Source organism: Dactylosporangium roseum (assembly GCF_025264685.1).
In the GTDB taxonomy this organism is placed as follows: Bacteria; Actinomycetota; Actinomycetes; order Mycobacteriales; family Micromonosporaceae; genus Dactylosporangium; species Dactylosporangium roseum.
Window position 1 is genome coordinate 2,152,101 of sequence record NZ_CP073721.1, and the last position, 23,046, is coordinate 2,175,146.

The window sequence follows — 23,046 nt, forward strand, 5'->3', positions numbered from 1 at the left end:
ACCGTGCGACACATGACGATCGACTTCCCGCACGGCTGGTGGGGCACCGACCTGGGCAGCGCCCGGATGAGCATGGGCACGTACGAGCTCTACCCCACCGAGAGCCTGCCGGTCGTCGACGAGTCTCGCTTCGACGGTACGTTCGGCTGGCTCGTCCCCGGCGCCCCGCACGACCCGCTGCGAACCATGGAGGTCGCCGCCCTCGAGCAGCACGTCGAGCTGCCGCCGGCCTTCAAGCGGTTCATGGGCAGCCAGGTGCTGATGGACTCGATCCCGTCCTGCACCGGCTGCGACTTCGATCTGGCGCCGCGTCCGGTGCCCAGCCCGGTCGAGCCCGAGGCCCAGCTCGTCCGGTTCCTGCGCGATCAGCAGGACTGCGTGATCTGGTACCTCTACCTGCGCCCCGGCGCCGAACCGTTTGTGATCGCCTCGCCCTGGCTGCTCGAGATCGTCGGGCTGGAGGAGGTCGACCCCGACACGCTGATCGCCAACATGGTCCGCTCAGCGAACGGGTTCGAGCAGTTCATCCACCGCTTCTGGCTGGAGAACTCGCTGTGGTTCAGCGTCAACGAGGGCGACGAGTCCACCCACGAGATGGACCTGTACCTGGCGCACTACACGACGGCCGGCAGCCGCGGCTGAGGCGCGCGCATCAAACCCTGCCCCGGTGCGGACTAAATATCTTGCCTCGGCTCGGGCGAGGTCGTATCTTTGAATGCGTCAGGGCAACGAACGCGGCGATGAATAACCCAGCGACACAGAATCCAGAGAAGGGGCCGGCGATGAACGGGTACATGGAGTCACGACTGACGGCGAGCGCGCCGTTCGGTCTGGCCGCCGTGTCCCGCAGTTGGCGGTCGCGGCGCGACAACCTACTGGTCAGCGGGTTGCTGGAGCGTTCGGGTCGGTGGCGAGGCTAGTTCGTCGGCCTCTCCAGCCGCCCGGGCGAGCTCCGGGCGGCTTTTTTGTGTCACCTTGCGGGTGTAGCTCAACAGGTAGAGCACCGGCCTCCAAATCCGGCGGTTGCGGGTTCAATTCCTGCCGCCCGTGCATCGTTCTGCCTTTCGCTGGATTGGCATTGACGCTGTTCGTTGACAAATTCATCCAGTACAACTCCCGCGGGCTGTTTCTGCGGGACCGCAGTGTCGCGCCGGGGTAGCCCAACGGCAGAGGTGGCCCGTTCAAACCGGGTGCAGTGCGGGTTCGAATCCCGCCCACGGCACGCAAGATCGTTTGGTGAGAGTTGGAGTAGTACGTCGGTTTTGCTGGCAACTGTGAAGGGAGGAGGCCCGGTGACCGCGGTTCTCGTACTCAACGCCGACCTCGGACCCCTGCACCGGGTCACTCTCCGCCACGCCATCCGCATGCTCCTGCGTGAGGTGGCCGTCGTGCACGAGGCGGAGCCGGACCGGCTGATCGGGGTCTACCCGCTCCCGCGGGTGGTGCGGCTCGTGTCCTTCGTCGTGACCCGGTGGCGCTTCGGTGCCGGGCCGGCATGGTCGCGCGCCGGTGTGCACGCCCGTGACGGCCGCCGTTGCGGGTACTGCGGGCGGGAGGCCACCACCATCGACCACATCCTGCCCCGTTCGCGGGGTGGGCGGAACACCTGGAAGAACACCGTTGCGGCCTGCTCGGCCTGCAACCAGCGCAAGGGCGACCGCACCCCCGCCGAAGCGGGCATGGTGCTGAGGGTCAAGCCGTCGGTCCCGACGTGGGCCGCGCTCGCCCAGCGCTAGATCGGCCCCGGCGGGTCCTGCTACCGCCCGCCGGGGCCGGCGTTCCAGGCGGTCGCACCCAGGTGGCCGCAGTGTCTCGGGCTCGTAGCTCATCAGGAAGAGCGCCGCTCTTGCAAAGCGGAGGTGACCGGTTCGAGTCCGGTCGGGTCCACGCGGTACATGCCCGGATAGCCCAACGGCAGGAGGCACCTGATTCAGGGTCAGGACAGTGGAGGTTCGAATCCTCTTCCGGGTACGAGGTGTCGAGGTCTTCGTGTGTTGCCCAACCTGGAGAGTTGGCCGAGAGGTAAGGCTGCGGCTTGCTAAGCCGTCGACGGGGGAGACCCCGCGGGGGTTCGATCCCCTCACTTTCCGCGCATGCCCTTGTAGCTCAGTGGAGTAGAGCGCCTCGCTACGAACGAGGAGGTCGGAGGTTCGAGTCCTTCCAAGGGTGCTCTGTCATGGCTGTGTGTTGTAGTTGGGGGAGGCCAGCCGATTGGTGCCGGCACCCGTCTCGAAAACGGCGTTGGGTTGACGCCCGTGTGGGTTCGACTCCCACCCTCCCCGCTCAAGATCCGGAAAAATTGTCGTACGTGTGTGCCAATTAATGGGTTTCTGTGGGTAGTGATGTGGTGATGCCGCCGTGGCAGAGGTGGATCATTTCGATGAGGTTGTCGAGGTCGGCGTAGCCGTGGGAGCGGCGTTGGATGAGGCGGATGCCGGCGTTGATGCTCTCGAGGAGCGAGTTCGACAGTTGGAGGTGGATGGCGTTGAGGATGCCGGTGCGGTGGCGGCGCAGTCGCCGGGCGAGGGTGACGAAGGCGTTGATACCGCTGCGTTTGGCCCGGTTGATCCAGCGTCGTAGGTGGTCGGCTGCGTCGCTGGTGGGGACCTGGTAGAGGCGGCGGAGGTCTTCTTTGAGGCGCCAGGCGTGGTGGATGCGGGGGTGTTTGCGGCGGAGCTGTTCGATGATCGCGGTGCGGGTGGGGTCGTGTTGCCCGGCGGGCTGGCGCAGGGCGCCGCGGGCCTTCTGCCAGGTTTGGGCGGGTGTCAGTCCAGCCACGGCGATCTTTACGCCCTGTTCACGGCAGGTCTGGTAGGCCAGGTCAAGCGCTTCGCCGGCCCATTTGATCACGTGGAACGGGTCGAGGCAGATCGCCGCGTGCGGCACGTGGGTGGTGGCGGCGCCGCGGTAGATCGCGGTCATGTCCATGCTGACCGCCTCGATCCGGGCTCGGCCGTCCTCGCCGAGAGACTCCAGGAATCTGCCGAAGACGTCCTGCCTGCGGCCCTCGCCGACGAACACCACCCGGCCGGTGTCGTGGTCGGCGACCACGGTGAGGAACTTGCGGCCCCGGCGGTAGGCGATCTCGTCGACGCCGATGCGGTAGATCGCGTCGAGACGCTCGCTGTCCAGGTGGGTATCGACGAGCCTGGCTACGAGGTGGTCGACGGTCTGCCAGGTGGTGCCCAGCAGCGCGGCCGCGGCGCTCTTGGACATCCGTTTCGCCAGCCAGCAGGCCATATCCTCGAAGTCGCGGGTATGCCGGGCGCCGGGCCGGGCCCACGGCATCCACTCGCTGCGGACCTGCCCGCAGCCGCGGCAGTCGACCCGGCGGATCTCCGCTTCGATCACCACCCGGTACCGGCCGAAGTCGACATGACGCCACTTCCTGCGGGAACGGTCGTACCGGGCCCGGCTGGTCCGCCCGCACGGGCAGACCAGCACCTGCGAGCGAAGCCGGACCTGCACCACCATCGCGGTATCCGTGAAACACACGTCGTCCACAACCGTTCCCTCGAAGCCCAGCAGACGGTTGATCACAGCAGCGGCGCGCACGTGGATCCCTTCGCTCACAACGGTCTTCAGCAACCTGGTGAACGAACCGGCATCCCATGCGCGCCGCCATTTTGTCCGTTACAGCCCCCTATCCCCACCCACAGAAACCCACTAATTGGCACGTGTGTTCTAACATGACGGCATGGATGTGGCAGATTTGGTCGACGGGTTGCTGGGCACGGGTCCGGCCGCAGGTGTGTGGTCGTGGCCCGGTGACCAACTGCTTTCGGCTCTCGACACACTTCACGACGCCGAGCAGCGCTGCGCCGCCGCCAAGCTGACCGTCCTGCGCGAGATCGACGGCCGTGGCCTCGGCAGGCTCCTCGGCGGCACGTCGACGGCCGCGTGGTTCCACCATCGATACCAGGTGAGCGCGGCCACCGCGTCCCGCCTGGTCCGCCTCGCCGCGGCCCTGGACTCCGACCTGACCGCGACGGCGGCCGCGCTGGCCGACGCGGTGATCAATGTCGAGCAGGCCTGGGCGATCGCCGAGGCGGTCATGCAACTCCCGCCGGGCCTCCGCGACGAGGGCGAACACCGCCTCCTGATCCAAGCGAGGCAGGCATCCCACAACGCGAAGCCCGACCCGGCTCCGGTGGCCGAAGCCAGCGGCTCCTCATCCGAAACAGACTCCGGCTGTGGTTCTGGTTCTGGCTCCGGCTCCGCTGGTGCTGCGGCCTCGGGCGCCACCGGCTCGGAGGACACCGGCGCAGGCACAGACACCGGCGGCGGTGCTGGTAGTGGTGCTGGCAGCGACACGGGCGGTGGTGCTGGCAGCGGCACGAGCAGTGGCATTGGCCCCGGCAGCGGTGCCCGCGGCGGTGCGGCGAACGCCGCGCTCGGCGCCGCTCGTCTTCCGGCCGATCCAAAGGCTCTGACCGCGGCCGGCGCTCGGTTGCTCGACGACCTCGACCCGGCGGAGGCTGAGCGCCGCGAGCACGAGCGGGAGCAACGCCTGGCGGAGCGGGCCCATAAGATGCGAGACTTCCGGCTGGTCGACGTGCCCGGCACGGCCCTCGTCCGGGTCTCCGGCCAGCTCGACCGCGAGGCCGCCGCCATCCTCCGCGCCGGCCTCGACGCCCTCTGCTCACCCCGCGCCGCGAAACCATCGGCAGGCACGCAACCGCCGCGGACGGCGGGACAGCTCCGCGCCGACGCGATTGTCGAGATCTTCCGCATCGCCCTGGCCTGCCGTGACCTTCCCGACAACGGTGGCGATCGCCCGCAGCTCGTCGTCACCGTTGCGCTCCAGACGCTGCAACAGCAGCACGGCACCGCCGATCTCGAAGACGGCGGCACGCTGACCGCTGCGGCCGCCCGCAGGTGGGCCTGCGACGCCAAGGTCGTCCCGGTGGTCCTCGGCGGCGCCGCCCAGCCGCTCGACGTCGGCCGCGGCCAGCGGCTGTTCACCGGCCCGCTGCGGCGTGCGCTGGTGCTCCGCGACGGCGGGTGCGCGTTTCCCGGTTGCGACCGCCCGCCCCGCTGGTGCGACGGCCACCACGTGCGATCCTGGCTCGACGGCGGTCCGACGAGCCTGCACAACGCGGTCCTGCTCTGCCACGCCCACCATCGCCTGGTTCACGAGGGCGCCTGGGAGGTGCGCATCAACCCGCAGGACAACCTCCCCGAGTTCATCCCACCCGTGTACGTCGACTGGGCCCAGCGCCCACGGCGCAACGCGTACCACGGGCAGGAGTAGGCGCCGTCCGCCGCGCAGGTGTTCCACGGCGTACGCTCGCCGTGACCCACCAGCGGCGGAGGGCGCGCCTCATGCGGAACAGCCGCCGGGTCCAGCGCCGGGCAAGCTCGCCCATGCGCCGGTCGACTTCCCGCTGCCCAGCCTCCGCCATGATCGCAAACCCGTGCCGATCAAGCCGTCCGCCGCTCCTTACGGCGCCTCGACTTCCGCTGGTCTTGCCTTGGGTGGTTGATCCGGCGGTACCGGCGTGGATCAGTTCCGTGGCGGGCCGAAGGCATACCTGGTCAGCACGCGGACGCTGCTCCCGCTGCGCTGTTTGGCGGCTGAGGGGAGCATCGTCAGCGCGTGAAGGCGCGACGACAGGTGCCAGCGTGCCGTTCGCGCGGCCCTGGGCCAGCCGTGTGCCTCCATGCGGGCGGCGGCGCCGAGGAAGAAGTTCCGGGCCTCGCTGAACCGGCCGCCGGTCACGGCCGAGGCGGCGGACAGGCTCGAGCCGTGCCGGCGGTACTGGAAGCAGACCTCCTCGTCGGCGACCAGCGTGCCGCCGCGCGCGACCAGCTCCAGGATGAGCGCCAGATCTTGAATGACCTTCAGTGACGGGTTGAAGCCCACCGCCTTCATCTCTTCGGTGCGCCAGCACAGCGACGGGAAGTACAACCAGTTTCCCCTCAGCAGGCTCACCGCCAGGTCCTCGCCCGACATGACGGTCGTGCCGGCGAACCGAGGGGCGTACACCCGCCGCTTCGTGGAATCGACGAGCGTCTTGACGACGGTGCCGTTTTCGTCGATCACCTCGACACCTGGCTGGATGAGCACCGCCTCGGGGTGCGTGTCGATCAGCGCGTGGACGCGCTCGACGTACCGGGGAAGCATCACGTCGTCGCAGCCCATGATGACCATGAACGGCTGGGTCGCCAGATCGATGCACTGCTGGAAGTTGCCGGTGACCCCGAGATTCTGGGGATTTCGGCGGTACTTGACGCGAGGGTGGTCCAGCGTTGCGAACCACTCGGGAATCCCGTGAACGCGGTCCGCGGGGTTGTCATCGAGGACGGTGAGCTGCCACCGGTCGTCGGTCTGCGCCAGAACACTGGTGACGGCGAGCTTGAGCAGCGCCAAGTCGCCGTAGTGCGGCAGCATGATGTCGAGCACCGTGCGATCCTAGTATGTCCGGAAAGCCTGCCCAGGAACGCCCGGGACGTATCGCAGACGTATCGGCCCCGAACGTATCGCCCGGGCTGAGCCGACCTGCGAACCGGCCCACTCCCGATTGTCGGGGTGGACCGGTTCGGTCGTCCAGTCGTGCGTTGGGCTCCTAGTGGCGGGCCCGGCGGCTAGTGGCGGGCCCGGCGGCTAGTGGCGGGCCCGGCGGCGGCCTGCCGGCGGCTGGCCCGCCGCGGCTCGGCGGGCCGCCTGCTCCTCGGGGGAGTTCGGGTCCTCGTCCCAGGCCTTGGCGCGGCGGATCTCGTCGAAGAACCCGAGGAGCCGGTCGAGCTCCTGCGTGCTCGTCTTGTCGTCCGCCCGGGTGGTCTTGCCCTTCTTGCTGTGCGAGCGGATCTCCCGGCCGGTGTTGATCGAGGAGGTCTCCTCGGCGCCGGACAGGCGGTCGTCGACGCTGGCCTCGTCGTGAACCGCCATCCGCTGCCCCGGCATGCGCCCCGTCGCCTCGTCGTGGTGCCGGCTCGGCGGGGCGGGCACGTCGAAGTGATACTCGTCGTGGTTGGGCGCATCGAACGCGTACCCGGGCTGGGCCGGCCCGTTGGGCGGCAGCGGCTGCGCATCCCGATGGAACGTCCGCGGCGGCGCGACGTGCAGATCCGGGTGCATCCCGGCATGCCCGTCGCCGCGGCCGTTGACGTGCCCGTTCGCGGGTCCGTGCTGCGAGTGCCCGTTCGCGTGGCCGTTGCTGTGGCCGCCGCGGTCGGCGCGGTCAGGGCCGTCGAATCCGGGACCCACGTGACCAGGCGCCGCGTGACCCGAACCAGCGTGACCCGAACCAGCGTGACCCGGAGCGGCGTAGCCCGGACCGACCTGACCGGGACCGACCTGACCGGGACCGACCTGGCCCGGACCGGTGTGGCTGGAGCCTGCAAAGCCGGGACCGGCGTGACTGGGACCGCCATGATTGGGACCGCCGTGAACGGGACCGGCGTGAACGGGACCGGCGTGAACGGGACCGGCGTGGCCCTGGCCAGCGTGGCCCGGACCAGCATGGCCCTGGCCGTTCGGGCCGAGGCCGCGGTTGCCGTTGGGTCCCGGTACCTGGAACGCGGTGGTCGCGTCGCCGGAGCGGCCGCCGGGCGGCATCTCGGAACGCCCGCCCGGGAGCATCTCGGAGCGGTCATCGCGGCCGTTGAGCCTGCCGTCAGCCCTGCCGTCAGCCCGGCCTTCGGGACGACCGTCCAGCCAGCCATCCGGACGGTCCTCGCCGCGGGGGTCCGGGCGGGCGCCGGAGTGGCGCGGCTGGCCGTTTGTGGGGCGGTGGGCGCCGTTGGGGCTCAGCGGGGCGAACGAGGTCGTCCCGGGCTCGATCGGGGGCGCTGGTGGAGCCGGTGGGAACGAGCTGGTCCGCGAGGAACGGTAGCCGTCCTCGGGCTGTGCGGCGAACCCGCCGGTGCGCGGCTCTTCGTATGGGCGCTGCGGTTCAAAACTTCCGGCCGGGGAACCGTCGAGGGAACGGGTGTCCTCGAACGAAGGACGCGGCTCGTCGATCGGGCGCTGGCCCTCGAACCGGCGGTCGTAGCCGTTGCGCTCTTCGTACGCGGCGGACCGGGGCACCGTCGGGTGGGCGCCGGACGGGTGACCGTTCGCGGGGCGTCCGTCGACCAGGTACGGACCGTTGACGTCACCGTGACGCCTGGCCCGGCCCACCGGGCGGCTGCTGTCAGGGGAAAGACCCGAGGAAGGGCCGGAGGGAAGACCCGAGGAAAGACCCGAGGGAAGACCAGAGGAAAGGCCGGACGGGGACGAGCCGGGGAGACCCGGCGACGCCGGGGACTGCTGCACGGCCGGGAAGCTGCCCGTGGTTGTCGTCGAGGGCGGGAACGCCGGCAGCGCGGTCGCCGGGGGAGTCGCGGTCGGGGTGAGCAGTTCCACCTCGCTCGCCTCGGGCAGCGAGTCGATCAGGGCGGTCGCGAAGACGAAGACGTTCGGCGCGGCACCGCGGGGCACTGCCAGATAGGAGCGCTTGCGTGCGTCGATCGGCAGCTTCTCCAGTACGTCCGCGATCAAATGGCCCGGCGGAGGCAGTTCGGCGGCGTGCGGCGCCCCCATGATGATGGCGCACCGGTCCACGTCCACCGGCAGGCCACGGATCCAGTCGGCCGGGTCGTTGAGGTGCTCCGGGCGAATCCAGATGCCGGCCTGGACGACCTCGAGCACCCAACCGCTGCCCAGCGAGAACGTCGCCGCGCCGGCCGGAGTGTCGAGCAGATCGGGACAGGGGTTGATCCAGTCGACCGGGCGCGGGGCGCCGGTGCGGGGCGCGTGCCAGAGCTCCCGGGCGAACGTACGCCATCGGGGCAGGCACTTCCGGTCGATGGTGACGACGGCGCGCTGGCCGGCGGGGGCGCACAGCGGCAGGCCGGTGCGCACGTGCACGGACCGGCCGAGGACGTCCGCGACGACCGGACCGACTGGGCCGTCGGCGATGGGCTGCTGCCCATACGGCGTGAAGACGCACTTGTCGACGGCGAGCGCCGGGATGGCGGCGACGGCCTGGGCGACCTCGTCGCGGTGCAGCGGCTCCTCGTTCGGGTGCGAAAGGATCAGTGCCGGGTGTGCGTCGTCCGTCGGCACCGAGTAGGCCAGGTCGGTCACGCTGCCGACGCGACGCCGGTGCAGCCACAGGCCGGCCGGGATCTGGTCGAGCACCAGGTCGCCAGGGAGCTCGGGCAGCTCGGTGCTGAGGTCTGCCTCCCACTGCGGTGCGGGGAACCGCCAGCCGACGCGGACCGGCTGGTCGCCGGGGCGGAACCGCCAGAACCCGCCGGGACGGTGCTCACCGCGACCCTCCGGAGCGAACAGTGAACCGCCGGGCACGCCGAGCAGCGGGCCGGCCGCGGCGATCACGTCGATGCCGAGGCGCATCGAGATCATGTGGGCGGCCGCGGGGCGCTCCTTGTTGGCGCAGGCGCCGTCCCAGGCGACGAACCGCATCGCGCTGAAGCCGCGGGGGAGTCCGTTGGCCAGCACCTCGGCCAGTTCCTCGATCATCGCGGGCAGCAGTTTGACCGTGTGGGAGCTGATCACGACCGCGCACTCGGCGGACCCGTGCGGCGAGACGACGAGCTGGGCCGCGCCGGAGCTGGGCTCGTCACCGGAGTGGACGACCGCGCCGGCGCCGAGCCACGAAACCTTCATGCCCGGCCAGTTTCGGAGCCGGACCTGCATAGCGGTGCTCATGCGGACCTCTCAGAAGGCTGGAAATCCGGGTGAGTCGAAATGACCGGGCCGCGGCACACGGCGGTGTGTGTCTCGAGGGAGCGGTACCCGAGGGGGGCGGCCGCCGGTCGCGTGACCGTCCCTGCTGGCGGCCACGAAGGGACCAGCGTGTCCGGCGCTGTAGCTGCGAGCGGGCAGCACGTTGTCAAGATCGCCCTCCGTCGGGTGTGCCACGAGCGGTGCGATGCGGAGGGGGTTCCACACCGATCACCGCAGGGCGGCCTTGCCGGATCGTACCGCGCTGAGTGACGGACGCAACCATCTCGTTTGTTGCCAGATCCGCCGGATATGGCCGACCGGGCCGCCGATTGCGCCCGTTTTGATAGCGTTGATGGGGAGTTCTCCGGAGAGTTGCACATGCACCGAGCTGCAGTCCGACCAATACGCACCGTGACGCCCGGACGCCTTGGATGGCTGTTCGCGGTGATCGTCTCGTTGGCTCTGGCTGCCGTTTCGATGAGCGCCTGCAAAACCTCTCCAATCGATACGTCTCCGGCTAGCCCGTCGGCGAGCCGTTCTCCTGCATACCCGCGTTCCGGGGTGCTTGTCCTGTATGACACGACCGGGCAATACGGCGACCTGGGCGAGCTGTATGCGGTGCAAGCAGGGAATTTGGCCTCCCACTTCGGATCATGGGAGGCGTTGCCCGTGACGAAGTACACGTCCGGGACAGCGGCAAAGTACCAGTTGACGATCTACATCGGATCGACGTACGACGAGCCGTTGCCGGCCGTGTTCCTGGCCGACGTGGCGGCCGGAGCGCCGGTGTTGTGGATGGGCGCGAACATCTGGCAATTGATCTCGCGGTACCGCGGAATGGGATTTCAGAATGCGTCGATCAACGACGCCGCCGGCGACTCCGCGGTGCGGGAGATCCGCTATCGCGGCACGTCGTTGATCCGCAACCCGGCGGCCGGGGGGCTGGTCCGCATCGGTCTCTCGGCGGGCGCCAAGGCGACGACGATCGCGGATGCGGTGGGGCCCGGCGGTGCGGTGGAGCCTTGGGCGGTACGGGTGGGCGCGCTGACCTATGTGGCCGAGGTGCCCTTCACGTATGTCACGTTCGACGACCGGTACCTCGTGCTGGCCGACCTGCTGTTCGACCTGCTCGCGCCGGGCACTCCCGGGACGCCGGGCCGGCACCGCGCGCTGGTCCGGATCGAGGATGTCGGCCCGCATTCCGATCCCGCTCAGTTGCGGACCATCGCCGACTATCTGTCGTCGCGTAACGTTCCGTTCGCCGTCGCGGTTTTCCCCGTTTACGACGATGCGTCCGGCGTGTATTCCGGCGGCGTGCCGGTGCACAAGACGCTGAGCGGCACACCGCAGGTCGTGGAGGCGCTGCGGTACATGGTCGCCTGCGGCGGAACACTGCTCATGCACGGATATACGCACGGGTTCGCCGGCGGCCCGAATCCGTATGGCGTCAGTGCCGAGGACTACGAGTTCTATCGCGCGCACGTCGACGCCGGCGGTTCGGTCGTGCTGGACGGTCCCGTGCCGGGCGACTCCACCGAGTGGGCGCTGGGCCGGCTCGCCGCCGCCCGGCAGGAGTGGACCGCGGCCGGCCTGGAACTGCCGGACATCTGGGAGTTTCCGCACTATACGGCCAGTGCGCCCGACTATCGGGCGATCTCCTCGGCGCCGGGCATCCGGGCGCGGTACGAGCAGGTGCTGTACTTCTCGGGCATCCTCACCGGCACGCCGAGGAGTACACGCTCCGTGAGCCAATTCTTCCCGTACGTCGTGAAAGACGCATATGGGACACCGGTGATCCCCGAAACACTTGGAAACGTGGCAACACAAAGATTTAACCAACACGGGGTCCGGCTCACGGGGGACCTGCTGGCGTCGGCGCGGCGTCAACTGGTGGTGCGGGACGGTGTCGCAGGCTTCTTCTACCACCCGTTCCTGGGCCTGCGCTACCTCCCTGAGCTGGTCGAAGGCATGCAGGGTATGGGCTACACGTTCGTCAGCCCCTCCTCCGTGCTGTGATCGCCGGCCGGCTCGGCCCTCCGCCGGTCGGTCCGACGGCGCGGTCTGCGGGAAGTCGTCGACACGAGTTTTTCAGCGTTAACTTGCCGACCTGTTCCTATCCGTCATGCCCGACCGGTGCGTCCCGTGCGGCAAGCGCGACGAGCCCGGCTCTGACCTGGCCGTGTAGCAGTTCTTCCGGCCTGCGCTGCGGTGGCTCTCCGGTCGCTCTGGCTCAAGGCTGTGGAGCTAAACCCAACAGCCCCCTGCCAAACCAAACAAGGCCGACAATCCGGACACGGACCTCGGATGTCCACCCCGGGTGTTGCGCTAGGGGGTGGTGACGCGGTCGTGCGGGTGGTGTCTGTCGCTCATGATCGCTGCTTGAGCCGGGGCGGCGCGTTCCGGGTCGGGTGACTCCATGATCATGGGAAAGATGTGGCTATCGGGGCAGCCGTATCTTTCCCATGATCAAGGGATTGGGCCGGGCCGGAACGCGCCGCCCCGCTCCAGCGGCGATCACGAGCGGCAGCACTCGGTCGCACTAGTGGCGTCGCCACCCTGTAGCGCAACACCGGGGTTGGCGGGTGACCGCGTGGCTTGTCGGCGTGGCCCTGCGCGCTGGCTGCCGGAACGTTCACGATCATGACCGCTCCGGCGACCCGCTGATCAGTGGGTGTGGGCGGCTGCCTCGACGGGGGTGCCTGTGGCCGGGAGTGAGGTGACCGCGGCATCGGCCGGCCCCTCGGACCGGGCCCGCTCTTGAGCCTGAGCCGGGTCCTGAGCCTGAGCCGGGTCCTGGGATCCGGCCGGGGGCTGGGGCTGGATCAGGTCCTGGGGTCGGCGGTCCAAGCGGCGGAAGGTCAGGAGCAGGGCGGTCACGGCCAGGCTCACCAGGGCCACCGAGGCGAAGCCCCATGCTGGGGAGCCGTGGTCGATGGCCCAGCCGGCCAAGGGGGAGCCGATGGCCAGGCCGACCGTCAGGGAGGAGCCGTGCCAGCCCATCGCCTCGCCGCGGGCGGACGGCGGGACCAGGCGGCTGACCAGGTCGGCACTGGCGCTCAGCGTCGGGGCGCACAGGGCGCCGGCCGGGATCAGGACGGCGAACAGCAGCGGCCAGGCATCGCCGACCAGGCCGATCGGGAGCGTGAACAGGCTCAGGCCGCCCAGCAGCGCCACCAGCGGCACGGCCCGGGTCAGCGCGCCGTAGACGAAGCCGCCGGCCAGCGAGTAGACGCCCCAGACCGCGAGCAGTGCGCCGACCAGCTCGACCTTCCCCGCGTCGCGCAGCATCGCGACGATGCCCAGGTCGGTGCCGGCGAGCACCAGCGTGGTGGCCGCGCCGGCGGCGCAGACGGCCAGGAAGCGCGGGGTCAGCCAGTCGCGGCGGCGGACCGGGGCACCGCCGGTGGCCTCGCCGTCGGCGGAGTGCACCGGCGGGTTGGTGAGGTAGAGCGCGACGCCGGCGAGCACGAGCGCGCCGCCGATCGCCCACATCGTGATCCGGCTCGACAGGCCGCTCATGAGCAGCACGGCCAGCGGCGGGCCGGCCATGAACGACATCTCGACCGACATCGAGTCGAGCGCGTAGGCCTGGCGGCGCTGGTCGGCGGGGACGAGCGCGGCGATCGACTGGCGCACCACCGAGAACACCGGCAACGAGAACACGCCCGCGACGAACGCGCCGGCGAGCAGCACCGGATAGGACATGAACGGCGCCGCCGACCAGAACACCGCCTCGCACGCCGTGGTGACCACGAGCATCGGCCGCAGGCCGCGCCGGTCGACGAACCATCCGTTGAGCGGACCGCCGACGGCGGTGCCGACCGTCAGCGCCGCGCCCACCAGGCCGGCCGCGCCCCAGCCCCGGTCCAGGTCCTGCGCGACGTGCAGGGTCATGGTCACCCCGATCGCGGTGATCGGGATACGGGCCAACAGGGCCAGCGCCATGAGCGACCGCACCCCGGGGAGGGCGAGGACGCGACGGTAGGGCTCGAGGCGCATGGGGCAATCATGTCGTGGGGGTACGACAGAAACGACCGGGTTTCCCCGCCCGGAGCGCTCCGCGGGTCAGAATGTGCGCCAGCTCACGGGGAACCCAGCGGGCCGGTGCCCGGTCAAAGTGAGCGCAGGAAAAGACAACCATGGATGGAGATCCAGCAATGACGTCGCGGACCCCACTCGCTGCCGCAGCCGCCGCTCTCGTCGCCCTGTCGCTCGCCGGGTGCACCGGGGACGCCGGCAGCACCGCCGGCAGCACCAGCGGCGCTCCCTCCGCCAGTGCCACCGCGGCGGCGAGCACCGGCGGCACCACGGACGGCGGCGCGAGCCCGAGCGCCGCCGGCGGCAGTTCCGCCGCCGTCCCCGCGGGGGACGTCCTGGTGACGTTCACCCGGCAGGGCGGCATCGCCGGCGTCAACGACCGGCTCGTCGTCCGCGGCGACGGCGGCTACAGCCTGCAGACCCGCGGCGGCACGCGGACCGGCAAGCTCACCGCCGAGCAACTCACCGCGCTCAAGGCGGCCCTCGCGGCGGTCGACATCAACAAGGTGCCGAGCGTGAACGACGGCGGCACCGTGGCCGACGGCTTCACGTACCGCATCATCTACAACGGACGCGAGGTCGTGGCGGAGGACGGGGCAATCCCGCCGGCACTCCAGCCGGTGTTCGGGGCGCTGAGCGCGATCGTCAGCAAGTAGCTTGTCGATCGCGGACAGTTCGCCGTCGGGCAGCGCCAGGTGGTCCAGCGCGCCGAGGTTCTGCTCGAGCTGGGCCACGCCGCTCGCCCCGATGATGAGCGAGGTGACCCGCTGGTCGCGCAGTGCCCAGGCCGGCGCCAACTGGGCGCGGGACTGTCCGCGGCCGCGGGCCGTCTCGTCGAGGCCGCGGATCGTCTCCAGCCGCGCCGGGGTCAGCTCGCTCTCGTCGAGGAACCGGCTCGTGCGCACACGCGAGCCGTCGGGGCTGCCGCCGGGGTACCGGTCGGTCAGCAGGCCCTGCGCCACCCTTACCAGCGAACGCCTGGACCTCGCCGCAACACCACCGCCCTACCGGCGGACCCTCTAAGCTGAGAGTGTGGATCAAGATCCCGAGGATGTCGTACCTGACGAGCTCCCGGAACCGGAGGCCGGGACGTTCCCGGTCGCGACCGTTCTGCTGGCCGAGGACGACCCGGACATCCGCGATTTGTTCACGATGGTCATGGAGGGCGCCGGCATCGCGGTGACCGCCGTGAGCGACGGCCAGCAGGCGCTGGAAGCCCTGCACGGGGCCGGCGGCACCGGCGACGACCCAGGGTTCGACCTGCTCGTCACCGACATGTGGATGCCGAAGCTCTCCGGCCTGGACCTGTGCCGCAGGCTGCGCGCCGACCCGGCGACGCAGGGCTTGCCGGTGCTCATGCTCAGCGCGTACGGGCGGCTGAGGGGCCGGGAGGAGGCGATGATGGTCGGCGCGACGGAGTACGTGCAGAAGCCCGTCCGGCCGAGCCAGTTCATCAGCAAGGTCGACAGCCTGCTCGGCGGCCGCCTGGTGACGCGAGGCTCCTGAACGCCGGGGAACACAGCACCGCCGGGAACACAGCACCGCCGGCGATGCGGGGGGCACCTGAGCGGCACCCCCCGCACCACCGGACGGGTCAGATCAGCGTCCCCACCAGGGGTCCGCCGTCACGGCCGCGTAGGCGTCGACGATGCCGAAGCCGTAGAAGCCGTTGAACTCCTTGCCGCCCTCGCAGAGCGCGTTGAACTCGGGAGAACGTCCCTCGTTGGTGTACGTCTGCAGGCGCGGCTCCGGGCACGCGCGCTTGGCGGCCGTGCTGTACAGCAGGTACTCCACCTTCCACGGCTCCAGACCGAAGTCCTTGCCGCGCTTGGCGCCGTGCTGGCTGACGATGAGCGCGGCGACGCCCGACGCGTGCGGCGCGGCCATCGACGTGCCTTGCAGGTAGGTGTAGTAGCCGCACTTGCCGGCGGCGGTGCACTCCTTGTAGACGAGGCCCTCGGCCGTCGGCACGACGTTGCCGTCGGCGTCGACCGAGCCCTCCTTCTGCAGCACCTTCAGCGGGTACGACGACAGGATCTCGTTGCCGTTGGTGCGGTAGGTGTCCGTGCCGAAGCCGTCACGGAACCAGCCACCGGGCGCCGACACGCTGATCCGCTCGAGGCCGTAGTTCGAGAAGTCCGACTTCTTCAGCGACGGGCCGAGCGCCGAGACGCTGATGACGAACGGGCCCTCGTTCGGCAGGTCCCAGCAGCTACCGTTGTCGATCGGGCGGTCGTACGCGGTGCCCGCCGGATAGTCCGGGCTGCTGGTGTCGGTGCGCGGCTTGCCGAGGTCCTCGTGGTTGTTGCCCAGTGCGCCCACGAGCGTGACGCCCTTGAAGTGCGCGTAGGTCAGGGCCCGGAACATGCCCCGGATGATCGTGCGCTGCTCCGCCTGCGCGACCGGGGAGTCGGCCGGGTTGGCGGTGCAGTTGTAGAGCCACGGGTCGACGTAGAACGACATGTTGACCACGTCGATGCCGTTGTCCGCCGCGTGGGTGAGCGCGTTGACGACCGGCTCCAGGAAGAAGAACCCGGAGTCCTGGCCGCCCTTGAGCTCGACGAGCGACACGTTCGGCGCGACACCGGAGACGCCGATGCCGTTGGCCGCCCCGCCGATCGTGCCGGCGACGTGCGTGCCGTGCCCGTCGTCGTCGGTGCCGACCGGGTCGAGGCAGCTCGCGACCTCGCACGGGCCGTCGATGTCGACCATGTCCTTGGCGAAGTTCTTCGACAGCGCCCAGTTGAAGTTCGGGGCGATGTCGGGGTTCGACGCGTCGACGCCGGTGTCGAGGATGCCCACGGTGACCCGCTTGTCCCCGGCGTTGACCGTCCGCGCCTTGTCGGACTTGACCGTCGTCAGACCCCACAACTTGTCGTCGAGCGGGTCCATGCCGGCGGTCGCCGGCTTCTTCGCGGCCTTCGCGGCGGTCGCCACGGCCTCCTTCTCGGCGAGGTCCGCCAACCTCTTCCGGGGCGCCTTGCCGATCGCCGTCCGGTGCGTCGCGCCGACGAGCTTCGAGGAGGCCGCGGCCTTCTCGACGAATCCCTTCTGCGGCGCGGTGACCGTGTACATCCCCACGGTCTCGTTGGATGCGACGATCTTGCCGCCGGCCTTGCCGATGGCGGCCGCCGCGTCCGCGGCCGACACGTTGTCCGCCGCGACGACGGTGTATTCGGTCGTCGCGGCGGGTTCGGCGCTCGCCGGTGACGACAAGCCCGCGGCGGTCACCGTTAACGCGGCGGCGATGACCGCCGCGCCGGTGAACCTCTTGTTGAATCCCACATGGCCTCCCTGATCGAGGGGATGGGGATATGAGATCGAACATCGTGATGCCACGGAAGGCTTGCACCCAAGATTTTCAAGCTAGGAAAGGGTTCCAGGGGAAAATCGAGGGGGTGTTGTACCGAACGAGGGAGAACTTCGAGGGTTCGCGTCGCGCGGAACCGGTCATACCGAACGCGCGAGCCGCTCGACCGCGTCCTTCGCCTCGGCGAGCCCCACGCCGGTCGTCTGCCGATAGATCTTGATCGCCAGGATCAGGTTCTGCTTGCGCAGCGCCTCGGTGAACTCGGGCGGCATGTCACCGGCTGCCGCGAACGCGTCGGCGAGTTGCGGGTCGAGCCCGAAATGGCGGTACAGGAAGGCGATCTGGCGTTCGAGGCGGGCGAGGCGCGTGGTGTCGGCGGCGTCCATGGCCGACACGGTATTCGCCCGGTGGCGAAAAGAAAGTCGGGGAGCCGCCATTGGCGACTCCCCGACCCTCCCCACCGACCCTCCCACCGAGCCTTGTTGATCTTGCAGTTGTGGTGCCCCACAAACCCGGCATTCAGGGAGTGTCCAGGCACCACAACTGCAAGATCGACGCGTGGTGGGTGGGTGGTGGTGGTGGTGGTGGTGGGACCGCGTCAGGAGAGGGGCTCGGCGAACGGGTCCTCGGCCGTGTCGACCGGGATCTCAGCCGCGGCGGCACGGGCTGCCTGCACACCCCGCGACGAGCGGTCCTCGTCGGTGATGGGGAAGTGACAGGCGACGCTCTGGCCGGGCAGCAGCTCCGCCAGCGGCGGCTCCTGCTGCGCGCAGACGTCCTGGGCCTTCCAGCACCGCGTGCGGAACCGGCAGCCGGACGGTGGGTCGATCGGGCTCGGCACGTCACCGGTCAGCAGGACCCGCTCCCGCTGCGCCTTGTCCCGACGGTCCGGGTCGGGCACCGGCACGGCGGACAGCAGCGCGAACGTGTACGGGTGCAGCGGCGTCTGATACAGCCCGTCGCGGCCGCCGATCTCGACGACCTTGCCGAGGTACATGACCGCGATCCGGTCGGAGATGTGCCGGACGACCGACAGGTCGTGCGCGATGAACACGTACGTCAGGTTGAACTCGCGCTGCAGATCGTCGAGTAGGTTGACGACCTGCGCCTGGATCGACACGTCCAGCGCCGAGACCGGCTCGTCCGCGATGATGAGCTTCGGCTGCAGGGCCAGCGCCCGGGCGATGCCGATGCGCTGCCGCTGACCGCCGGAGAACTCGTGCGGGTAGCGGTTGTAGTGCTCGGGGTTGAGCCCGACCAGCTCCAGCAGCCGCTGGACCTCACGCTTCTGCCCGTGAGCGGTCTTGACGTTCTGGACCTGCAGCGGCGCGCCGACGATCGAGCCGACCGTGTGGCGCGGGTTCAGTGACGAGTACGGGTCCTGGAAGATCATCTGCACCTCGCGGCGCAGCGGGCGCATCCGGCCCACGCCGAGGTGCGAGATGTCCCGCCCCTCCAGGAGGACCTTGCCGCCGGTGGGCTCCAGGAGCCGGGTCATGAGCCGGCCCGTCGTGGACTTGCCGCAACCGGACTCACCGACCAGGCCCAGCGTCTCGCCGGACTTCACCGCGAGGTCGATGCCGTCGACGGCGCGGACCGCGCCGACCTTTCGCTTGAAGAACGCCCCCCGCATGATCGGGAAGTGCTTCTCCAGGCCCTGGACCTCGAGGAGATTGTCGCCACCCCGCTGAGGTGCTGCGGCGGGCTGGGGTTGGGTGCTCGTCGACACTGTCGTGCTCCTCAGAGGGATGGGGCGATGTCCGACTTGAAGATGGCCACCCGGTCGGCTGCCGGGATGTGGCACGCGACGCCGTGCTCGGGCGTGCCCTCCGCCAAGGTCGGCTCGACCGTCTTGCAAGGGATGCCGTTGCGCCCGACGTACGGGCAACGCGGATGGAACGAGCAGCCGCTCGGCAGGTTGATCAGCGACGGCGGGTTGCCCTTGATGGGGACCAGCCGGTCGCGGACCTCCCGGTCGACGCGCGGCATCGACGAGAGCAGACCCCACGTGTACGGCATCTCCGGCCGGCGGAAGATCGCCTGCGCGGTGGCGTGCTCGACGCACTTGCCGCCGTACATCACCAGGATGTCGTCGGCGAGCTCGGCCACCACACCGAGGTCGTGCGTGATGATGATGACCGCCGAGTTGAACTCCGTCTGCAGGTCCCGGATCAGGTCGAGGATCTGCGCCTGCACCGTCACGTCGAGCGCCGTCGTGGGCTCGTCCGCGATCAGCAACTGCGGGTTGTTCACCAGCGACATCGCGATCATCGCGCGCTGGCGCATACCGCCCGAGAACTGGTGCGGGTAGTCGTCGACCCGCTTCTGCGGCTGCGGGATGCCGACCCGGTCGAGCATATCGATCGCCCGCTTGCGGGCGTCCGCCTTGCTGACCTTGTGGTGCACGCGGTACGCCTCGATGATCTGCGCGCCGACCGTGTAGTACGGGTGCATCGCGGTCAGCGGGTCCTGGAAGATCATCGACATCTTCGCGCCGCGGAGGGTCCGCACCCGTTCCGGGGAGGCGCCGATGAGCTCCTCGCCGTCGAGCCAGACCTCGCCGCTGATCGCGGCGGAGCCGCGCCGGTGCAGGCCGAGGATGCCCAGGCTCGTGACGCTCTTGCCGGAGCCGGACTCGCCGACGATGCCCAGCGTCTCGCCGCGCTCCAACTGGAACGTCAGGCCGTCGACCGCCCTGACGATGCCGTCGTCGGTCTTGAAGTGAATCCGGAGGTTACGCACGTCGAGGAAGGACTGTGCCGCCGAGGGGTCGGCGCCGGCCGGGGTGGGGCCGCCGCTCGTGAGCAGACCGCTGGACATGCTCACTCCTTTCCAGGAAAGCCGTTGAGAAGCCGGGAACCGGAACGGATCAGGGTCATCCGAGCCGCACCCTCGGGTCGATCACGGCGTAGAGCACGTCGACGATGAGGTTGGCCATGACGATGAAGAACGCGCCGAAGAGCGTGACGCCCAGGATGATCGGCAGGTCCTTCTCGGTGACGGCGTCGATGCTCAGCCGCCCGATGCCGGGGAGGCTGAAGACGCTCTCGGTGAGGATGGCACCGCCGAGTAGGCTGCCGAGGTCGAGGCCGAAGATCGTGACGATCGGGGTGAGCACGGACCGCATGGCGTGCTTGGCGATCACGACCCGTTCCTTCAGCCCCTTGGCGCGGGCGGTCCGGATGTAGTCCTCGCTGATGGTCTCGAGCATCGTGGCGCGCGTCAGCCGCGTGTAGGTGGCGGCGAGCAGCAGTGCCAGGCTCACCCAGGCGAGGAAGAGCTTGTTGGCCCAGCCGAGCGGGTCGTCGACGAAGTTGACGTACTCACCGCCCTTGAGGATCTTCCATTGGTGGACGAACAGCGTTTGGAATATGAGGCCGGTGAAGTACACCGGCAACGACACGCCGGCGAGCGCGATGATCATGACTGTTCGGTCGAGGATCGTCCCGCGTTTCAGCGCGGATATGACGCCGCCGAGCACGCCGCCGACGAGCCAGATGACGGCGGCGCCGAGCGCCAGTGAGACGGTGACCGGGAGCCGGTCGATGAGCAGCGGCCACACCTCACGGTCGGTGCGGAAGGAGTAGCCGAAGCACGGCGCCGAGCAGTGGGTCACCTCCGGGCCGCTGTTGTAGTCCCGGCCGACGACCAGGCCCTTCACGAAGCGCCCGTACTGGATGTGGAGGGGCTTGTCGAGACCCAGCTTGACCCTCGTGGCATCGACGTCGCGCTGGGTCGCAGACTTCCCGACGTACATCTGGGCAGGATCGGCCTTCTGGGCCTTCGGGATCAGGAAGAAGATGCCGAAGGTGACGATCGAGACGGCCACGATGAGCAGTGCCGCGGTGACCAGGCGGCGCAAGATGTAGTTGATCACGTGTGCGGCCTGACGCCGGCCGGCTTGACGGGATTGCCGTCGCACCGGCCGGCGCCGTGGCCCTCACCTGCCTTCTGTTCGTCGTGAAGGGCGGGTTACCGGCTGTTCAGGCTTTACGGCCTCGGAACCAGGGGTTAGCTGACACCCAGGGTGCTGAAGTCGTACATGCCGTAGAACTCCGTCACGAAGACGTTCGTGACGCGGGGGTTGCGGTAGTTCAGCGCCTTGTCGTACACGAACGGCACCATGACGGCCTCGTCCATGACGATGTGGTTGATCTTGGTCCAGAGCTCGGCGGACTTCTTCGAGTCGGTCTCCACCTTCGCCTGGTCGATCAGGCTGTTCACCTCGGAGTTGTTGAGCTCCGCGTAGTTGTTGTTGCCCGACGGCAGGATCAGCCGGCCGTCGACCAGCACGGACAGGTAGCCGTAACCGGTCGGGAAGTCGGCGCCCCAGCCGGCCATCATGAGGCCGTAGCCCTTGGCGTGGGTGTTCGACGGCGCGCCGATGGTCGAGCGGAAGTACAGCGACGCGTCGGTCGGGTCGAGACGGGCGTTGATGCCCACGTTCTTCAGCGCGGCCTGCAGCGCCTCGGCCGTCTTCGGCTCCTTGCCGGCGTTACGGGTCGCGATGACCGTCTCGAAGCCGTCCGGCTTGCCGCACAGCTTCAGCTCTTCCTTCGCCTTGTCGATCTGCGGCTTGCCCGACTTGGTGTTGTACGGGTCGTAGTCGTCGTGACCGGCGATGTTCGGCGGGAGCATGTTGGTGGCGATGTCACCACCGGCGTCGGCGCCACCGCGAGCGGTCTGCATCGTGCTCTTGTCCGTCGCGTACTGCACGGCCTTGCGGCAGTGGATGTCGTCGAACGGCTCGACCTTGGTGTTGATCGAGAAGTAGCGGATGAAGCCCGTGTTCGGGGTGTCCGCGTTCTTCTTCTTCTCGGCGTCGAGGAGAATCTTCGGCTGCGCACCCGGCTGCACACCGACCTGCGCGACGTCGACGTCCACGGAGCCCGAGAGCAACTGGTTGTCGATCTCCTCGACCGCCGTGCCGATGGTCAGGTCGATCTGGTCCGGCAGCGCCTTGCGCACGGAGTCGGTCTTGGGGTCCCAGTTCTCGTTGCGGACCAGGACGGCCTTCTTGCCCTCGTCGTACGACTGGAACTTGTACGGGCCCGAGGAGACCGGCTTGGCGCCGTACTTGTCACCGGTGTCCTTCGCCGCCGGGACCGGACCCGCGCCGGGCATGGCCAGCAGGTACGCGAAGTCGGCCAGGGGCTCCTTGAGCGTGAAGACGATCGTCTTGTCGTCCGGCGTCTGCACCGACTTCAGGCCCAGCTTGTTCGCGTCGGTGTCCTTGTACGGGCCGGGGTAGCTCTGCCCCTGGTCCAGCACGTCGATCAGGTAGGTCGGGCCGCCGGAGAGCACGTCCTGGGCGAAGACCCGCTCGATGCCGTACTTGATGTCCTTCGAGGTGATCGGCGAGCCGTCCTCGAACTTGACACCGTCCTTCAGCTTGAAGGTGTACTTCTTGCCGCCGTCCTCGATCTTCGGCATCTCGGCCGCCAGGTCGGGAACCAGGTTGAGGCCGTCCTTGCCGGGCTTGGCCTCGTTGGTCAGCAGCGATCGGACGTAGTAACCCTTGGTGAAGTTCCACACCCACGCGTAGTACGCACGCGCCGGGTCGAACGAGTCCGGGTCGTCGTGGCTGGCGAGCTTGAGCGTGCCGCCCTTCTTGTCGGACGGGTTGACGACGCCCTTGGTCGCGGCGTTGAAGCCGGTCTCGCCCTTGGCGCTCGAGTTGGTGCTGGGGGTGTCGTCGCCGCCCGAGCCACAGGCGGACAACACCAGGGCGATGGCGGCCGAACCGGCCACCAGTGCCCCTGTCCTCATTCTCACTGGGTTTCCCTCCTTGTTTGGCGCGACCCGTCGAGGGACGGGCCGTCCGAGCTGTGCTGCGGTGCGAGTGGAAGATCGAGGTGCGCACAGGGTTCGACCAGGCGTGGCGCGGGGCCGGACGTACTGCGGGGTACGAGCTGCTGTGGTGGGGCGGCTGTGCGGGACTACTGCTGTCGGTGCTGCTGTCCGGTACTTGTCATCGTTCGGATCCTGGTGTGAAGCACGGTTCGGGACAAGCACGGCAGGC

16 protein-coding genes, 7 tRNA genes and 1 pseudogene are annotated in these 23,046 nt (G+C 69.3%); 13 read left to right on the top strand and 11 right to left on the bottom strand.

The window, feature by feature from the left end:
* The first annotated feature begins 12 nt into the window (after window positions 1–12).
* The 9 genes from Drose_RS10755 to Drose_RS10795 all read left to right on the top strand — a co-directional run bounded on the left by Drose_RS10755 (window position 13) and on the right by Drose_RS10795 (window position 2,282).
* A complete protein-coding gene (locus Drose_RS10755) occupies window positions 13–642 on the top strand; it encodes a hypothetical protein (protein ID WP_260728025.1) in 630 nt (209 codons plus the stop codon).
* 335 nt (window positions 643–977) lie between these two features.
* Window positions 978–1,050: transfer RNA gene (locus Drose_RS10760), tRNA-Trp, on the top strand.
* A gap of 99 nt (window positions 1,051–1,149) precedes the next feature.
* A tRNA-Leu gene (locus Drose_RS10765) sits at window positions 1,150–1,222 on the top strand.
* 70 nt (window positions 1,223–1,292) lie between these two features.
* The gene (locus tag Drose_RS10770) at window positions 1,293–1,736 is read left to right on the top strand and encodes an HNH endonuclease (RefSeq protein WP_260728026.1); all 444 of its coding nucleotides are present in this window, start codon (window positions 1,293–1,295) and stop codon (window positions 1,734–1,736) included.
* Window positions 1,737–1,814: 78 nt separating this feature from the next.
* Window positions 1,815–1,887: transfer RNA gene (locus Drose_RS10775), tRNA-Ala, on the top strand.
* Between the two features lie 10 nt (window positions 1,888–1,897).
* Window positions 1,898–1,971: transfer RNA gene (locus Drose_RS10780), tRNA-Leu, on the top strand.
* A gap of 34 nt (window positions 1,972–2,005) precedes the next feature.
* A tRNA-Ser gene (locus Drose_RS10785) sits at window positions 2,006–2,090 on the top strand.
* Between the two features lie 5 nt (window positions 2,091–2,095).
* Window positions 2,096–2,169, top strand: a tRNA-Arg gene (locus Drose_RS10790).
* A 27-nt stretch (window positions 2,170–2,196) separates the two neighbouring features.
* Window positions 2,197–2,282, top strand: a tRNA-Ser gene (locus tag Drose_RS10795).
* A gap of 37 nt (window positions 2,283–2,319) precedes the next feature.
* On the opposite strand, the gene Drose_RS10800 is transcribed toward Drose_RS10795, so the two are convergent.
* Window positions 2,320–3,588, bottom strand: a complete 1,269-nt coding sequence (locus tag Drose_RS10800; RefSeq protein WP_260723251.1) for an ISL3 family transposase — start codon at window positions 3,586–3,588, stop codon at window positions 2,320–2,322.
* 109 nt (window positions 3,589–3,697) lie between these two features.
* Between Drose_RS10800 and Drose_RS10805 the strand changes: the two genes are divergently transcribed.
* Window positions 3,698–5,254, top strand: coding sequence for an HNH endonuclease signature motif containing protein (locus Drose_RS10805; RefSeq protein ID WP_260728027.1), 1,557 nt, complete (start codon window positions 3,698–3,700; stop codon window positions 5,252–5,254).
* Window positions 5,255–5,506: 252 nt separating this feature from the next.
* On the opposite strand, the gene Drose_RS10810 is transcribed toward Drose_RS10805, so the two are convergent.
* Both Drose_RS10810 and Drose_RS10815 read right to left on the bottom strand, forming a co-directional pair.
* On the bottom strand, window positions 5,507–6,406 hold the full coding sequence (locus Drose_RS10810) for a glycosyltransferase family 2 protein (protein ID WP_260728028.1): 900 nt from the start codon (window positions 6,404–6,406) through the stop codon (window positions 5,507–5,509).
* A gap of 201 nt (window positions 6,407–6,607) precedes the next feature.
* Window positions 6,608–9,658, bottom strand: coding sequence for a hypothetical protein (locus Drose_RS10815; protein WP_260728029.1), 3,051 nt, complete (start codon window positions 9,656–9,658; stop codon window positions 6,608–6,610).
* A 327-nt stretch (window positions 9,659–9,985) separates the two neighbouring features.
* On the opposite strand from Drose_RS10815, the gene Drose_RS10820 reads away from it, so the two are divergent.
* Window positions 9,986–11,692, top strand: a complete 1,707-nt coding sequence (locus Drose_RS10820; RefSeq protein ID WP_260728030.1) for a polysaccharide deacetylase family protein — start codon at window positions 9,986–9,988, stop codon at window positions 11,690–11,692.
* Window positions 11,693–12,340: 648 nt separating this feature from the next.
* Here the strand turns inward: Drose_RS10820 and Drose_RS10825 are convergent.
* Entirely contained in the window at window positions 12,341–13,675 is a 1,335-nt protein-coding gene (locus Drose_RS10825; RefSeq protein WP_260728031.1) for an MFS transporter, read from the bottom strand.
* A gap of 158 nt (window positions 13,676–13,833) precedes the next feature.
* Between Drose_RS10825 and Drose_RS10830 the strand changes: the two genes are divergently transcribed.
* A complete protein-coding gene (locus tag Drose_RS10830; protein WP_260729988.1) occupies window positions 13,834–14,370 on the top strand; it encodes a hypothetical protein in 537 nt (178 codons plus the stop codon).
* Here Drose_RS10830 and Drose_RS10835 read toward each other — a convergent pair.
* A pseudogene (locus Drose_RS10835) lies at window positions 14,362–14,676 on the bottom strand (aldo/keto reductase); the annotation flags it as partial. The gene Drose_RS10830 and the pseudogene Drose_RS10835 overlap by 9 nt on opposite strands.
* A gap of 70 nt (window positions 14,677–14,746) precedes the next feature.
* On the opposite strand from Drose_RS10835, the gene Drose_RS10840 reads away from it, so the two are divergent.
* Window positions 14,747–15,220: a response regulator gene (locus Drose_RS10840; RefSeq protein WP_260728032.1), complete on the top strand. Its 474-nt coding sequence runs from the start codon at window positions 14,747–14,749 to the stop codon at window positions 15,218–15,220.
* 93 nt (window positions 15,221–15,313) lie between these two features.
* On the opposite strand, the gene Drose_RS10845 is transcribed toward Drose_RS10840, so the two are convergent.
* The 6 genes from Drose_RS10845 to Drose_RS10870 form a co-directional block, all read right to left on the bottom strand.
* Window positions 15,314–16,999: a S8 family serine peptidase gene (locus Drose_RS10845; RefSeq protein ID WP_260728033.1), complete on the bottom strand. Its 1,686-nt coding sequence runs from the start codon at window positions 16,997–16,999 to the stop codon at window positions 15,314–15,316.
* Window positions 17,000–17,164: 165 nt separating this feature from the next.
* Window positions 17,165–17,410, bottom strand: a complete 246-nt coding sequence (locus tag Drose_RS10850; RefSeq protein ID WP_260728034.1) for a hypothetical protein — start codon at window positions 17,408–17,410, stop codon at window positions 17,165–17,167.
* A gap of 212 nt (window positions 17,411–17,622) precedes the next feature.
* Window positions 17,623–18,657, bottom strand: a complete 1,035-nt coding sequence (locus Drose_RS10855) for an ABC transporter ATP-binding protein (protein WP_260729687.1) — start codon at window positions 18,655–18,657, stop codon at window positions 17,623–17,625.
* A 107-nt stretch (window positions 18,658–18,764) separates the two neighbouring features.
* Window positions 18,765–19,844, bottom strand: a complete 1,080-nt coding sequence (locus tag Drose_RS10860) for an ABC transporter ATP-binding protein (protein WP_260728035.1) — start codon at window positions 19,842–19,844, stop codon at window positions 18,765–18,767.
* Between the two features lie 55 nt (window positions 19,845–19,899).
* Complete coding sequence (locus Drose_RS10865; protein ID WP_260728036.1) at window positions 19,900–20,901, bottom strand: ABC transporter permease; 1,002 nt, start codon at window positions 20,899–20,901, stop codon at window positions 19,900–19,902.
* A gap of 134 nt (window positions 20,902–21,035) precedes the next feature.
* Window positions 21,036–22,793, bottom strand: coding sequence for an ABC transporter substrate-binding protein (locus tag Drose_RS10870; RefSeq protein ID WP_260729688.1), 1,758 nt, complete (start codon window positions 22,791–22,793; stop codon window positions 21,036–21,038).
* Window positions 22,794–23,046 lie beyond the last annotated feature (253 nt).

Bases quoted from the DNA above. Each gene is read 5' to 3' on its own strand.
- Drose_RS10825 (WP_260728031.1), bottom strand. From the start codon at position 13,675: ATGCGCCTCGAGCCCTACCGTCGCGTCCTCGCCCTCCCCGGGGTGCGG.
- Drose_RS10830 (WP_260729988.1), top strand. From the start codon at position 13,834: ATGACGTCGCGGACCCCACTCGCTGCCGCAGCCGCCGCTCTCGTCGCC.
- Drose_RS10855 (WP_260729687.1), bottom strand. From the start codon at position 18,657: ATGCGGGGGGCGTTCTTCAAGCGAAAGGTCGGCGCGGTCCGCGCCGTC.
- Drose_RS10805 (WP_260728027.1), top strand. From the start codon at position 3,698: ATGGATGTGGCAGATTTGGTCGACGGGTTGCTGGGCACGGGTCCGGCC.
- Drose_RS10815 (WP_260728029.1), bottom strand. From the start codon at position 9,658: ATGAGCACCGCTATGCAGGTCCGGCTCCGAAACTGGCCGGGCATGAAG.
- Drose_RS10870 (WP_260729688.1), bottom strand. From the start codon at position 22,793: ATGAGGACAGGGGCACTGGTGGCCGGTTCGGCCGCCATCGCCCTGGTG.
- Drose_RS10860 (WP_260728035.1), bottom strand. From the start codon at position 19,844: ATGTCCAGCGGTCTGCTCACGAGCGGCGGCCCCACCCCGGCCGGCGCC.
- Drose_RS10850 (WP_260728034.1), bottom strand. From the start codon at position 17,410: ATGGACGCCGCCGACACCACGCGCCTCGCCCGCCTCGAACGCCAGATC.
- Drose_RS10755 (WP_260728025.1), top strand. From the start codon at position 13: ATGACGATCGACTTCCCGCACGGCTGGTGGGGCACCGACCTGGGCAGC.
- Drose_RS10820 (WP_260728030.1), top strand. From the start codon at position 9,986: ATGGCCGACCGGGCCGCCGATTGCGCCCGTTTTGATAGCGTTGATGGG.